The sequence below is a fragment of the Streptomyces sp. NEAU-sy36 genome, assembly GCF_013423905.1.
In the GTDB taxonomy this organism is placed as follows: domain Bacteria; phylum Actinomycetota; class Actinomycetes; order Streptomycetales; family Streptomycetaceae; genus Streptomyces; species Streptomyces misionensis.
In genome coordinates this window covers 218,912-231,348 of sequence record NZ_CP058977.1, presented here as the reverse complement: position 1 = coordinate 231,348, position 12,437 = coordinate 218,912, and the positions used below count along the sequence as shown (strand labels likewise).

The 12,437-nt window shown below is 75.1% G+C and carries 12 protein-coding genes; 1 reads left to right on the top strand and 11 read right to left on the bottom strand.

The features are described from left to right. The first annotated feature begins 96 nt into the window (after positions 1 to 96). Complete coding sequence (locus HZZ00_RS01055) at positions 97 to 930, top strand: diacylglycerol kinase (protein ID WP_180330447.1); 834 nt, start codon at positions 97 to 99, stop codon at positions 928 to 930. A 50-nt stretch (positions 931 to 980) separates the two neighbouring features. Here HZZ00_RS01055 and HZZ00_RS01050 read toward each other — a convergent pair whose 3' ends face one another. The 11 genes from HZZ00_RS01050 to HZZ00_RS01000 form a co-directional block, all read right to left on the bottom strand. Then, the gene (locus HZZ00_RS01050) at positions 981 to 2,201 is read right to left on the bottom strand and encodes a cytochrome P450 (RefSeq protein WP_180330446.1); all 1,221 of its coding nucleotides are present in this window, start codon (positions 2,199 to 2,201) and stop codon (positions 981 to 983) included. 45 nt (positions 2,202 to 2,246) lie between these two features. Next, positions 2,247 to 2,912, bottom strand: coding sequence for a response regulator transcription factor (locus HZZ00_RS01045; protein ID WP_180330445.1), 666 nt, complete (start codon positions 2,910 to 2,912; stop codon positions 2,247 to 2,249). Further along, a complete protein-coding gene (locus tag HZZ00_RS01040) occupies positions 2,909 to 4,258 on the bottom strand; it encodes a sensor histidine kinase (RefSeq protein WP_180330444.1) in 1,350 nt (449 codons plus the stop codon). Before HZZ00_RS01040 ends, HZZ00_RS01045 begins: the two co-directional genes overlap by 4 nt. A 100-nt stretch (positions 4,259 to 4,358) precedes the next feature. After that, the gene (locus tag HZZ00_RS01035; protein WP_180330443.1) at positions 4,359 to 5,039 is read right to left on the bottom strand and encodes a response regulator transcription factor; all 681 of its coding nucleotides are present in this window, start codon (positions 5,037 to 5,039) and stop codon (positions 4,359 to 4,361) included. Continuing rightward, the gene (locus HZZ00_RS01030; RefSeq protein ID WP_257585592.1) at positions 5,036 to 6,433 is read right to left on the bottom strand and encodes a sensor histidine kinase; all 1,398 of its coding nucleotides are present in this window, start codon (positions 6,431 to 6,433) and stop codon (positions 5,036 to 5,038) included. The genes HZZ00_RS01035 and HZZ00_RS01030 overlap by 4 nt, the downstream gene beginning before the upstream one ends. Positions 6,434 to 6,443: 10 nt before the next feature. Beyond that, positions 6,444 to 7,679 carry an acyltransferase gene (locus HZZ00_RS01025; protein ID WP_257585590.1) on the bottom strand — a complete coding sequence of 412 codons (1,236 nt, stop codon included), beginning with the start codon at positions 7,677 to 7,679 and terminating at the stop codon, positions 6,444 to 6,446. Next, positions 7,672 to 8,631 (bottom strand): alpha/beta hydrolase, encoded by a 960-nt coding sequence (locus HZZ00_RS01020; RefSeq protein ID WP_180330441.1) that lies wholly within the window; start codon positions 8,629 to 8,631, stop codon positions 7,672 to 7,674. Before HZZ00_RS01020 ends, HZZ00_RS01025 begins: the two co-directional genes overlap by 8 nt. 147 nt (positions 8,632 to 8,778) lie before the next feature. After that, the gene (locus HZZ00_RS01015; protein WP_180330440.1) at positions 8,779 to 9,660 is read right to left on the bottom strand and encodes a S9 family peptidase; all 882 of its coding nucleotides are present in this window, start codon (positions 9,658 to 9,660) and stop codon (positions 8,779 to 8,781) included. 169 nt (positions 9,661 to 9,829) lie between these two features. Further along, positions 9,830 to 11,014, bottom strand: coding sequence for a kynureninase (gene kynU / locus HZZ00_RS01010; RefSeq protein WP_180330439.1), 1,185 nt, complete (start codon positions 11,012 to 11,014; stop codon positions 9,830 to 9,832). After that, positions 11,007 to 11,852 (bottom strand): tryptophan 2,3-dioxygenase family protein, encoded by an 846-nt coding sequence (locus HZZ00_RS01005; RefSeq protein WP_180330438.1) that lies wholly within the window; start codon positions 11,850 to 11,852, stop codon positions 11,007 to 11,009. The genes kynU and HZZ00_RS01005 overlap by 8 nt, the downstream gene beginning before the upstream one ends. 150 nt (positions 11,853 to 12,002) lie before the next feature. After that, positions 12,003 to 12,416, bottom strand: a complete 414-nt coding sequence (locus HZZ00_RS01000) for a DUF3151 domain-containing protein (protein ID WP_180330437.1) — start codon at positions 12,414 to 12,416, stop codon at positions 12,003 to 12,005. Positions 12,417 to 12,437 lie beyond the last annotated feature (21 nt).

The following is a 12,437-nucleotide window of genomic DNA, read 5'->3' as shown; positions in this document are numbered from 1 at the left end:
CGGACCGGATGCCCCGGAATAGACGAAGCCCCTGGCGCAATAGCGCAAGGGGCTCTTGCACAAAGATGCTACCCGAGGAAGCGAGGCAGGACCGAGGTGGCGACTTTCGCGACGTCCGAACAGCTGCTGGTGATCATCGATCCGGCGGCCCGACAAGCGGACGGGGAGTCCGTACGGATCGCGAAAGACGTGCTCAGCGCGGGTGCGGCGGCCAAGGTCTGTCTCCCGGAGGGCCCGGCGGAATTCGCCCGGGCACTGGGCCGTCGGGGTGCCAGGCGCCCCGTGGTGGTGGGCGACGACCGCGCCCTGGTGCGCGCGGTGACCCTGCTGCACCGGGAACGGGAACTGGCCGGATGCGCGCTGTCGATGGTCCCGGTGGGGGAACGGCTGGCGCTGGCGGAGTCCCTGGGCGTGCCGACGGGGGCCGTGGCGGCGGCGCGGGCGGTCCTGGACGGCGAGGAGCGCCGCCTCGACCTGCTGGCCGACGACGCGGACGGGCTGGTGCTGACCGGGCTGACCGTGCCCCCGGCACCGGTGCGGGCGGCGGTGCCGGAGCCGGTGGCGGCGGCCGGACGCCCCTGGTACCGCTCCCTGGTCCGCACCCTGAGCCCGCGCCCGCCCCGCCTGGCCGCGATACCCGCGCCCGGACCGGCCCGGCTGCGGGTGGAGGTGGACGGGGAGACGGTGGTGGAACTGGACCAGCCGGTGGAGTCGGTCTCGCTCAGGCCGGCCGGCGGTCTGGCCGAGGTGGAGGTCCGGCGGCCGGCCGGGGGTCACCTGCGGGCGTCCGGGCGCGCGGTCAGGGTCAGCGGGCCCGACTTCCACTACCGGGCGGACGCGGTGGTGCGGGGCCCGGTGCGGGGGCGGGCCTGGCGGGCGGTCGAGGGGGCGTGGACGCTGGTGCTGCCGGTCGGCGCGCGGGGGCGCTGAGCCGCCGGGAGGCATATGCCAAAACGGCCGCCGCTCAGCCGGACGGGTGATCAGCGCACCTCCACGCGCAGCCCCTGAAGGCCCCGGATCACGAAGTTCGGTTTGCGGACCGGTTCCGCCGCCAGGGCGAGGGTGGGTGCCTGGCGGAGCAGGGCGGTCATGGAGGCGGCCAGCTCGATGCGGGCCAGGGGGGCGCCGATGCAGTAGTGGAGGCCGGCGCTGAAGGAGATGTGGGGGTTGTCCCGGCGGGTGAGGTCGAGGCGGCCGGGGTCGGCGAAGACGGCCGGGTCGTGGTTGGCGGAACCGAAGAGCATGGCGATCTCGGCGCCGCGCGGGATCGTGGTGCCGTCGATCTCGATGTCGTCCAGGACCCAGCGCTCGAAGAGCTGGAGCGGGGTGTCGTAGCGCATCAGCTCCTCGACCGCGGTCGGCACCAGGGAGTGGTCGGCGCGCAGGGCGGCGAGCTGGCCGGGGTTGCGGAACAGCGCCCACCAGCCGTTGACCGTGGCGTTGACGGTGGCCTCGTGACCGGCGTTGAGCAGAAGTACGGCGGTGGAGATCATCTCCTGCTCGGTCAGCCGGTCGCCCTCGTCGTGCGCGGCGATCAGCCCGGAGACCAGATCCTCGCCGGGGTGCTCGCGGCGCTGCGCGATCAGTTCCCGCAGGTACTCGGAGAACTCCAGCGAGGCGCGGACCGCCTCCGCCGCGGTCTGCTCCGACGGGTTCAGCTCGTACATCCCGCAGATCGCCGCCGACCAGGGCCGCAGCTGCCCCCGGTCCGCCTCGGGGATGCCCAGCATCTCGGCGATCACCGCCACCGGCAGCGGCTCCGCCACGTCCGCCAGCAGGTCCCCGCCGCCGTCCCGGACGAGCCCCGCCACCAGCTCGTTCGCCAGGTCCTCCACGTACGGCTTCAGCCGCTCCACCGTGCGCGGGGTGAACGCCTTCGACACCAGGCGCCGGATGCGGGTGTGGTCCGGCGGCTCCAGATCGAGCATCCCGTGGTCGTTGAGGGTGTGGAACGGCTCGTGCTCCGGCGGGGGCGCCTGCCTGCCGAACTCCTCGTGCGAGAACCGGTGCCGGTACGTCCGCCCCAGCCGCCGGTCCCGCAGCAGCGCCGAGACGTCCGCGTGGTGCGGCACCAGCCACTGGTCGCTCGGTTCGTACCGGACCACCCGGCCGCGCGCACGCAGTTCGGCGTAGGCCGGGTAGGGGTCGGCGAGGAACGCGGGGTCCCAGGGGTCGAAAGCGAGGTCGTGTGGCCCTGACATGCGGGGACGCTAACCCGCGGGGCGCGTTCTGACCAGGGGCGCGCGTCAGCCGGGTGTCACCAGGCGGGCCTCGTACGCGAAGACCGCGGCCTGGGTGCGGTCGCGCAGGCCGAGTTTGACGAGGATGCGGCTGACATGGGTCTTGGTGGTGGACTCGGCGACCACCAGGCGTTCGGCGATCTCCGCGTTGGACAGGCCCTGGGCGATGAGGACCAGGACCTCGGTCTCGCGCTCGGTGAGGTCGCCGTAGGCCGTGTGGGCGACGGCCAGCGGGTGCCTGGCCTCCGGGAGGCGGGAGAACTCGGAGATCAGGCGCTTGGTGACCGAGGGCGCGAGGAGCGCCTCACCGGCCGCCACCACCCTTACGCCGTCGGCGAGTTGACGGGCCGAGGCGTCCTTGAGGAGAAACCCGGAGGCACCCGCGCGCAGCGCCTGGTAGACGTACTCGTCCAGGTCGAAGGTGGTGAGCACCAGCACCTTGGCCGCGGCGTCCGCCGCCACGATCTCGCGGGTCGCCTCGATGCCGTTCAGTTCGGGCATGCGGATGTCCATCAGGACGACGTCCGGGGCGAGTTGGCGCACCCGGTCCACCGCCTCCCGGCCGTTGACGGCCTCGCCGACGACCTCGATGTCCGGCATCGCGTTCAGCAGGACGGAGAACCCCTCGCGGACCATCATCTGGTCGTCCGCGACCAGTACGCGGATCGTCATGCGCCGCCCTCGGTCTCCGGGGCCGGGACCGGGAGGAAGACCGTCACCTCGTAGCCTCCCTCGTCCGTCCGGGCCGTCGTCATCTCGCCGTCCAGCATGGTGACACGCTCCCGCATTCCGGTGAGCCCGTGCCCCGCGCCCGGCGACGGCTTCACCAGGCTCGGCGCGGGCGGCGGGCCATTGACGACGCGCAGGCCCAGGCCGCCGAGGACGTAGCCGATCTCCACCCGGGCGCTCGCCCCGGGCGCGTGCCGCAGGGTGTTGCTCAGCGCCTCCTGCACGATGCGGTAGGCGGACAGCTCCACGCCCGGCGGCAGTCCGCGCACCGCGCCGGTCACCGCCTTCGTCACGTCGAGACCGGCCTCCCGGACGTTGGCGAGCAGCGCGTCGAGGTCGGCGAGGGTGGGCTGCGGGGCGTCAGGGGCCTCGTAGTCCTCGGCGCGGACGACCCCGAGGACCCGGCGCAGCTCGGTCAGGGCCGCCACCGCGTTCTCCCGGATGGTGGCGAACGCCTTCTCCAGCTCCGGCGGCGGGTTCTCCACCCGGTACGGTGCGGCCTCCGCCTGGATGGCCACCACGGACATGTGGTGGGCGACCACGTCGTGCAGCTCGCGCGCGATGGTCGTGCGCTCCTCCAGCAGCGTGCGGCGCGAGCGCTCGTGCTCGGTCACCGACTGCTGCGCGGTGACCTCCTCCGCGGCCTGCCTGCGGGTCTGCCGTACGGCGACCACCAGCAGGACCAGCGCGGACAGCAGCTGCATCTGGGCGACCTGGCTGCGGCCGTCCACCCGGGCGAGGAGGCTGGCGGCGAAGGCGCCGTACACCCCGGTCAGCACCCACATCCAGGCCGCGGTGCGCGGGCGGGTGCGGACGGCCACGACGGTGAGCACCACCAGGTGGGAGAAGAAGGTGCCCGGCGTCCATATCCCGCCCCAGTAGTCCTCGCTGACCACCCCGCTGACCAGGGACGCGGCGAGGGACAGCCAGAAGGCTCCGGCCGGCCGCACCAGGGTCAGCAGGACCGGCACCAGGGTCAGCAGCCCGCACAGCAGGGTCGGCGCTCCGGAGATGTCGCTGCGCAGCATGCCCAGCCACATGGCCACCAGGCCGAGGAAGGCCACCAGGCCGTGCGGGGCCCAGGCGGCGTACTCCCGCATCCGGCCCGAGCGGCCGCGCACCAGCCGGCTGCCGGGGCCGAGGCGGGGCAGCGGGCGGTAGGCGAAGGCCCCGTGGAACAGGTCCTGCCGCAGCCCGGCGAGGGCGTCGGCCGCCAGCCGGAACTCCGGGCTGCGCGGCCGGCCGGCCCCGGCCGGCGGGGTCGGGTGGGTGTGCGTCGTCTCGGTCACGGGGAAAACGGTAGGCGGCGGACCGGGGCCGGTCGTCAGCTTGGAGAGGGGTTCCGCGGGGTCCGTCTCAGGTACTACACGCGGCCTTCGGGACGGGGGCTCACCGGGTGCCGGGGCGGACCAGTCCGGACTCGTAGGCGAAGATCGCGGCCTGGGTGCGGTCGCGCAGCCCCAGCTTCACCAGGATGCGGCCCACGTGCGTCTTCACGGTCTGCTCGGCCACCACCAGCCGCCCGGCGATCTCCACGTTGCTGAGCCCCTGCGCGATCAGCGCCAGCACCTCGGTCTCCCGCTCGGTCAGCTCGCCGACGCGCCGGCGCAGCGGGGAGCGGCGGCCGCCGTCCAGCCGGGAGAACTCGGCGATGAGGCGCCGGGTGACACCGGGCGCGAGCAGGGCGTCGCCGCCGGCCACCACCCGTACCGCCTCGGCCAGTTTGTCGGCGGAGGCGTCCTTGAGGAGGAACCCGGAGGCACCCGCGCGCAGCGCGTCGTACACGTACTCGTCCAGGTCGAAGGTGGTCAGCACCAGGACCCTGACGCCCGGTTGGGCCATCGCTATGTGCTCGGTGGCCTGGATACCGCCGAGTTCGGGCATCCGGATGTCCATCAGTACGACGTCCGGGCCGAGTTCGGCGGACTTGGCGATGGCGTCGCGGCCGTCCACCGCCTGCCCGACCACCTCGATGCCGGGCTGCGCGTCGAGCAGCACGGTGAAGCCCTGCCGCACCATCTCCTGGTCGTCGGCGATGAGTACGCGGATGGTGCCGGCGCCGCTTGTCATGGGGTCTGTTCTCCTGTCGTGGACAAGGGGGCCGGGGACGGCCCGTCGGGCGGAGTGCCGTCGGGCCGGGTGCCGCCGCCGGGGAGGAAGGCCGTGACCGCGAAGCCGCCCTGCGGGGTCGCGGCGGCGGTGACCCGGCCGCCGAGCATCGCGGCCCGCTCGCGCATGCCGAGCAGCCCGTGCCCGGCGCCCGGCGAGGGCGCGACCGCTTCCCGTGGGCGGGAGTTGACGATCTCCAGGTGCAGTCCGTCGGGGCGGTGCGCGACCTCGACGCGCACCGTGGACCCCGGCGCGTGCCGCAGCGCGTTGCTCAGCGCCTCCTGCACGATCCGGTACGCCGAAAGCTCCACGCCCGGCGCGTACGGCCGCACCCTCCCCCGTACCTCGGCACTCACCTCCATCCCGGCGGCGCGGGTGTTGTCGAGCAGGGTGCCGAGCCGGGCCAGGGTGGGCTGGGGGGCGTCGGGGGCGGCACCGGTGCCGGGGGCGCCGAGCCCGTAGGGGCCCTCGGGGTCCTCCGGGTGCTCGGAGCGCAGCACCCCGAGGACCCGGCGCAGTTCGGTCAGGGCCTCCAGCGCGTTCTGCCGGATGCCCGCGAGGTTCTCGATCAGCTCGGGCGGGGGCCGCTCCACGAGGTGCGGTGCCACCTGGGCCTGGATGGAGATGACCGACATGTGGTGGGCGACCACGTCGTGCAGTTCCCGGGCGATCCGGCTGCGCTCCTCCAGGAGGGTGCGGCGGGCCCGTTCCTCGGCGGTGAGGCTGGTCTGCTCCACGAGTTCGGCGCGCGCCTCCTGCCGGCCGCGCACGGCGACGCCGAGCACCACGACCACCGCGGACAGCACCACCGCGGCGACCCCGGTCGGCTGGTAGTCCGTCCCGCCCCAGCCGCCCTCCAGGGCCCAGGTGAGCAGTGCCGTCAGGACCAGCGCCTCGATCGCCACCCGGGCGCGCACCCGCAGCGCGAGCAGCAGCAGGACGAGCAGGTGTCCGATGATGCCGGCCGCGGTCCAGGGCCAGGAGAACACCACTCCGGGGGGCTCGCCGAGGCTTCCGTGCACCGCGGCGGCGCACACCAGGGTCGCCGTCAGGGACACCCACCAGGCCGCGAGGGGCCGCCGCAGCGCGAGCACCGGGGCGGCGCCCTGCGTCAGACCGATCGTGAAGGCCGCGCCCGGGCTCAGCCCCCCGTGGTCCGCGAGCTGCCCCACCCCGCCGAGGGCCACCCCGAACGCGGCCAGGCACACCATTCCGTGCGGCAGCCAGCGCAGCCAGACGGAGACGGGCAGCGGATCGCGCCGCAGGGTGCACAGGTCGTCCCGCAGCACCCGCAGCCCCCGCCGCACCCCGTCCGCGCGCACCGCGAACCCCCGACGACCCCCCGTTTCCGTCACGCCCACCACCTTAGACACGCGCGCCTCGCCCGACACGGGGGGCGGCCTCCGGTTCCGCGCCGCCCCGGCGGACCCGGACGACCCGGCCGCGCCGCGCCCGCGACCGGCGGCCCCCGCCCTGCTCGCAGGACCGGAACGCGCCCCAGCACACCGCCAGGACCAGTGCGAACACCGGCAGCCACGGCAGCCGTGCGGCGATCCAGGCCGGGCCGTCGGGAGCGGTGTGCAGGCCCGGCAGCGGGCCGGCCGCGAGCGCGGCGGCCGTGGTGGCCATCAGGGCCGTCTGGTGCCACAGGAAGACGGTCATCGCGGAGAGGTTGGCGGTGGCCACCGCCGCCCAGAGCAGCGGGCGGCGCATCGCGCGGCGCAGCCGGTCGCGCAGCAGCAGGGCGAGGCCGCACTGGGCGAGGCCGAAGGTGACGGCGGCGAGGGTCGGCGGGTTCAGGTTGGAGACCGCCGCGCCGGGCACGCCGACCATGGCGGCCGGGTAGCCCGCCAGCGCGACGAGGGCCGCGGTGGCCGCCGCGCCGCAGGTCAGCAGGGTCCAGCCCGCGCGGCGGGTGTCCAGTTCCCCGCGGGTCCAGGCGGCGCCGAGGGTGTAGGGGACCAGCCAGCCCGCGGCCAGGTTGAGCCAGCCGAGCCAGTGGGGGCCGAGGTGCAGCCCGAAACGCAGCACGTCCACGTGCAGCACCACCGCGAGCGGCCACAGGGGGTGCAGACGGGCGACGAGCGGTGTCACGGCGGTCAGCGCGGCGAACACCAGCAGGAACCACAGCGGGGACAGGGCCAGTTCGACCAGGGTGTGGACGGTGTCCGGCGGGGCGCCGGTGAGCAGCAGCACCGCGGTGACCACGGTCCACAGGCCCAGGAGGGCGACGGCCGGGCGGGCGAGGCGGGCGAGCCGGGCGCGCAACCACTGCCCGTACGACATCCCGCGGGCCCGCGCCGAGGCCAGGCTCCGGGTGGCCACGTGCCCGCCCACCAGGAAGAACAGCGCGAGGGTCTGGAAGGCCCAGGAGATCGGGGCCAGCCAGGGCATGCGGTGCAGGGGGCTCGCGGTGTGCAGCCCGCCGTCGTGGGCGACCAGCGCGGTGACCAGCCAGTGGCCGAGGACGACCCCGAGGATCGCCCAGGCCCGCAGGGCGTCCACGGCACGGTCGCGGGAGTCGGGGGTGGCGGCGTCGATGCGCCGGGCGCCGCGCCGTACCGCCTGTCGTATGCCGGAGTTGCCGGTGCGCTCAGCCACGGGTCACCTCGGAGGTCGCGCCGCGGGTGATCCGGGCCAGGTTGGCGAGGGAGGCCGAGCCCGGGGTGAAGTAGCCGCTGTGGCCGGCCGTGCCCGCGTCGAAGACCCGGGCGCCGAAGCCGCGGGAGACGGGGTCGGTGCCGAAGCCGACGGTGGCGAGGAGCAGGTCGGCGCGGACGTGCGGCACATGGGCCACCCAGTCGCCGGTGCCGCGCGCCGCCCAGACGCGGGCGGTGGTGCCCAGGGCGGACACGTCGTCCGCGCCGGTGCCGGGGCTGCCGACCAGGACGATGTCGTCCGCGTCGAGCCCGCGCGCGGCCCGGCCGCAGACGACCGAGCCGTAGGAGTGACAGATCAGGGAGAGGTGCGCGCGGGCGGGCGCGAGGGAGCGCAACTGCCGTACCAGAGACCGTAGTTGCGGGGCGGCCTCGTCGGCGCGGGTGGTGGTGGTGACCGTCGTGCTGACCGTGCCGGGGGTGGTGTAGCCGAGCCAGGCGACCACGGCGGTGCGCGGACCGGTGGCGGCGTGCAGGGCGGCGGCCGCCCGGTGGAAGCGGGCGTAGGTGTCCAGGGAGGTGTCCGAGCCGGGGACCAGGACCGCGATGTGGCCGGCGTGGGCGAGATCGCCGAACACCTCGGTGGCGAGGCCCGCGCCCCGCCCGTCGAACGCCAGCAGCCGGCGGTCCGCCGCGGCCAGGGCGCGGTCGGCGGCGGCGCGCCGGGAGTCGCCGTGCGCGGCGGCCATCCGGGCCGCGCGGCCGGCGTCGGTGCGGTTCGCGGCGTAGGCGGCGGCGAGGGTGGCCGGGGTGAGGCGCGGGAGGGCCGCGGGGGCGGGGGCCGGCACGCGGGGGCGGGCCGCGGCGGAGAGGGGGACGGTGAGGGCCGCGGTGAGCAGGGCGGCGACGAGTGCGCGGCGCGCTCGGCGGCGTCGGGTGCGGGTCGGGTGCCCCATGGTCGGCTTCCTTCCGGCCAGCCCGGCCATCGGGCTTGACTGGGAAGGAAGTTATGGACCGAGGGGTGTCGTCGGCGTCCCGCCGGGGAGCCGTCCCGCGGAGTGGCTCTCAGGTACTACGGGTATGACGGGGCCGGCGCCCGGGGCTCACCAGGCGAGCTGGGCTATCTCCTCCGCGACGACCGCGCAGGCGTCCGCCGCCGGGTCGATCAGCGGGAAGTGGCCGACGTCCGCCAGCAGCGTCAGACCCACCACCTCCCCCGCCTTGGCGGCGGCGTCCGCGTACGACTCGGCCACCTCCTGCGGCACGACCAGGTCGGCGCGGCCCTGGACGACGGTGGTGGCGATGCCCGTCGGCAGGAGGAGGACGGGATCGGCGTACGGCCGTCGTTCCTCGAAGTGCTCGGGTCCGCCGAGGAGTTGCACGGACGCGTGCTCGCAGGCGCCCAGTTCCTCGGCCACCGCCAGGTCGGCCAGCGGGGCGAGGGCGACGACGCCGCGCAGCGGGGCGGGTTCGGGGGTGCGCCAGGGCGAGTCGGCGGGCAGGACGTGCCGGGCCGCGGCCCACAGGGCGAGGTGGCCGCCGGCCGAGTGGCCGGTGAGGACGGTACGGCGCCGATCGGCGTCCGGCAGCGCCTCGCGGACCAGGTCCGGCAGGGCGTCCAGGGCGGCGGCCACGTCCGCGAAGGTGTCCGGCCAGCGGCCGGCGGGCGGGGTGGCACCCTCGCTCTCGTTCTCGGTGTCACCACCGCGCCGGTACTCGACGTTGGCCACCGCGAAGCCCCTGCGGGCCAGGAAGTCCGCGAAGGGCGTGGCGTGTTGACGGTCGAAGCGGGCGCGCCAGGCACCGCCGTGCAGGACGACGACCAGCGGGGCCGGGGTGTCCCCCGCCGTGCGCGGCGCGTAGAAGTCGATCACCTGGTCGGGGTGGGAGCCGTAGGCCGCGGTGGCGTCGGGCGCGACGGGGGCGTGCGAGAACGCGGACTCTTCCTCGGCGGCGGCACGGGCTGCTGCGGCTGCGTCCGGCATGCTCCAACCTCTCATCGACGGGGCGGCGTTCGGCGGCCGGGCGGGATGATCACGGCGGCCGTTGGCGGGACGGTATCAGGCGGATGACGTGCGGGTACGGGGGCGGGGGCGGGAACGCCTGGCGGCGCCGGGGGGCCTTCGGGAAGCCGCCCCCCGGCGCCCACCGGGACTACCTCGACAGGGAGCCCAGGATCCGCGCCGCCCGCTCCGCGTCCGCGAACGTCGTGTACAGCGGCGTGAAACCGAAGCGCAGCACGTCCGGCTGCCGGAAGTCGCCCACGACGCCCGCCTCGATCAGCCGCTTCATCACCTCACCGGCGTCGTCGCAGCGCAGCGAGACCTGGCTGCCGCGCCGCCCGTGCTCCGCGGGCGTCACCGGCTCCACCCGGCCCGGCTCGGTGTACGCGGCCACGCACTCCAGGAAGAAGTCGGTCAGCGCGAGGGACTTGGCGCGCACGGCGCCGATGTCCACGCCGTCCCAGACGTCCAGCGCCGCCTCCAGGGCCAGCATGGACAGGATGTCCGGGGTGCCGACGCGCCCGCGCGCCGCGCCCGCCGCCGGGGCGTAGTCCGGGCTCATGCCGAAGGGCTCGGCATGGGAGTTCCAGCCGGGCAGCGGGGAGTCGAAGCGCGGTTGCAGCTCGCGGCGCACGTACAGGAACGCCGGTGAACCCGGGCCGCCGTTCAGGTACTTGTAGGTGCAGCCGACCGCGAGGTCGACGCCGTGCTCGTCCAGCCCCACCGGCAGCGCGCCCGCGCTGTGGCACAGGTCCCAGACCGCGAGGGCCCCCGCGGCGTGGATCGCGGCCGTGAGCGAGGGCAGGTCGTGCAGCTCGCCGGTGCGGTAGTCGACGTGGTTGAGCAGCACCGCCGCGGTACGCGGCCCGAGCGCGCCCGGCACCTCGTCGGGCGTCAGGGCGCGCAGCGTACGGCCGGTCAGCCGGGCCGCCGACTCGGCGATGTAGCCGTCCGTGGGGAAGGTGGTGGCGTCCACCAGGATCTCGGTGCGGTCGTCACCGGCCAGCCGCACCGCGCCCACGAGCGCCTTGAACACGTTGACGCTCGTGGAGTCGCCCACCACGACCTGTCCCGGCGCCGCGCCGACCAGCGGGGCGATCCGGTCGCCGATCCGCTCCGGCGCCGTCCACCAGCCGCTCTCCGTCCAGGAGCGGATGCGAAGCTCGCCCCACTCGCGGCGCACGACGTCCGCCACCCGGTCGGGCACGTGCGCGGGCAGCGCGCCGAGGGAGTTGCCGTCGAGGTAGACCACGTCGTCCAGGGCGAACCGGGAGCGCAGCGGCGCCAGCGCGTCCGCCGTGTCCAACCGCTCGGCCCGCAGCGTGAGTTCAGACATGGGACCTCGCCGTCCACAGCTCGGGGAACACGTTCTTGCGGGCGCGCTTCTCCAGCCAGGCGACCCCGGCGGAGCCGCCGGTGCCGGCCTTGGCGCCCATCGCGCGGCGGGTGGCGACGAGATGGTCGTTGCGCCAGCGCCACACCAGTTCGGCCACGTCGGTCAACGCCTCGCCGAGCCGGACCAGTTCGCCGTCCTGGTCGCCGGAGTAGACCGCCGCCCAGACCTGTTCGACGGCCTCCGAGGGCTCGTAGCGCTGGGAGACGTCGCGCTCCAGGACGGCGTCCGGCACGGCGTGGCCGCGGCGGGCCAGCAGCCGCAGCACCTCGTCGTAGAGGCTGGGCTCGTGCAGCGCCTTCTCCAGCTCGGCGTGCGCGCGGGGCGCGCCGCGGTGCGGGACGAGCATGGACGCGGACTTCTCGCCGAGCAGGAACTCCAGGCGCCGGTACATCGCGGACTGGAAGCCGGACCCCTCGCCGAGCGCGCCGCGGTAGGAGTTGAACTGGGCGGGCGTGAGCGCGGCGAGCGGGGTCCAGGAGGCGTTCAGGGCCTCCAGTTCGCGCACGGAACGCTTCAGCGCGGCGATCGCGGTCGGCACGTCGTCCGAGCGGAGCGCCTTCGCGGCGGTCTCCCACTCGTGCACGAGCACCGTGAACCACAGCTCCATCACCTGGGTGGTGACCAGGAAGACCATCTCTCCGGGATCGTCGGAGAGGGTGTGCTGGAGGTGGGTGAGCAGGTCCGCGCGCACGTAGTCCTCGTACGGCGTGGTACCGGCGAAGTCGAGATGCGGGGTCTCGGGCTCAGCGGCCTCGTGGGGGTGAGCCTGTTGGGACATCGCTGTCTCCTGTTGTTACTCCGGGTAGCGGTCCGCCCCTGCCGATGCCGGCACGGGGGCCCCGGTCCCCACTCGCATCCTCCGCAATCACCCCGGGTACGGCAAGGCCCGCCTGCTGCCAGACGGGCCACACAGGTGACACGGGGTGTATCAGCCGAGGGTCTGCGCCGCGGTGGGCGAGGAGTCCTTCAGGAACTGGGTGCAGCGCTCGTACTCCTCCTGCTCGCCGATGGCCCGGGCGGCGCGGGCGAGGGCGTGCAGGGCGCGCAGGAAGCCGCGGTTGGGCTCGTGCTCCCAGGGCACCGGGCCGTGGCCCTTCCAGCCGCTGCGGCGCAGCGCGTCCAGGCCCCGGTGGTAGCCCGTGCGGGCGTAGGCGTACGACTCCACGACCGCGCCGCGCTCGAAGGCGTCGTCGGCCAGCTGGGCCCAGGCGAGGGAGGAGGTGGGGTGCGCGGCGGCGACCTCCGCGGGGGCGGTGCCCCCGGCGAGCTGCTCCCGGGGCTCCGGGTCGTCGGGCAGATGGGTCGGGGGCGGTCCGCCGAGCAGGTTCTCGTGAATGGTCATGGGTTCAGTCTCGCGTATGCG

Excerpts from the sequence above, each read along its gene's own strand:
- kynU (WP_180330439.1), bottom strand. The coding sequence starts at position 11,014 with ATGTCTGAACTCACGCTGCGGGCCGAGCGGTTGGACACGGCGGACGCG.
- HZZ00_RS01000 (WP_180330437.1), bottom strand. The coding sequence starts at position 12,416 with ATGACCATTCACGAGAACCTGCTCGGCGGACCGCCCCCGACCCATCTG.
- HZZ00_RS01050 (WP_180330446.1), bottom strand. The coding sequence starts at position 2,201 with ATGTCAGGGCCACACGACCTCGCTTTCGACCCCTGGGACCCCGCGTTC.
- HZZ00_RS01020 (WP_180330441.1), bottom strand. The coding sequence starts at position 8,631 with ATGGGGCACCCGACCCGCACCCGACGCCGCCGAGCGCGCCGCGCACTC.
- HZZ00_RS01035 (WP_180330443.1), bottom strand. The coding sequence starts at position 5,039 with ATGACAAGCGGCGCCGGCACCATCCGCGTACTCATCGCCGACGACCAG.
- HZZ00_RS01005 (WP_180330438.1), bottom strand. The coding sequence starts at position 11,852 with ATGTCCCAACAGGCTCACCCCCACGAGGCCGCTGAGCCCGAGACCCCG.
- HZZ00_RS01045 (WP_180330445.1), bottom strand. The coding sequence starts at position 2,912 with ATGACGATCCGCGTACTGGTCGCGGACGACCAGATGATGGTCCGCGAG.
- HZZ00_RS01015 (WP_180330440.1), bottom strand. The coding sequence starts at position 9,660 with ATGCCGGACGCAGCCGCAGCAGCCCGTGCCGCCGCCGAGGAAGAGTCC.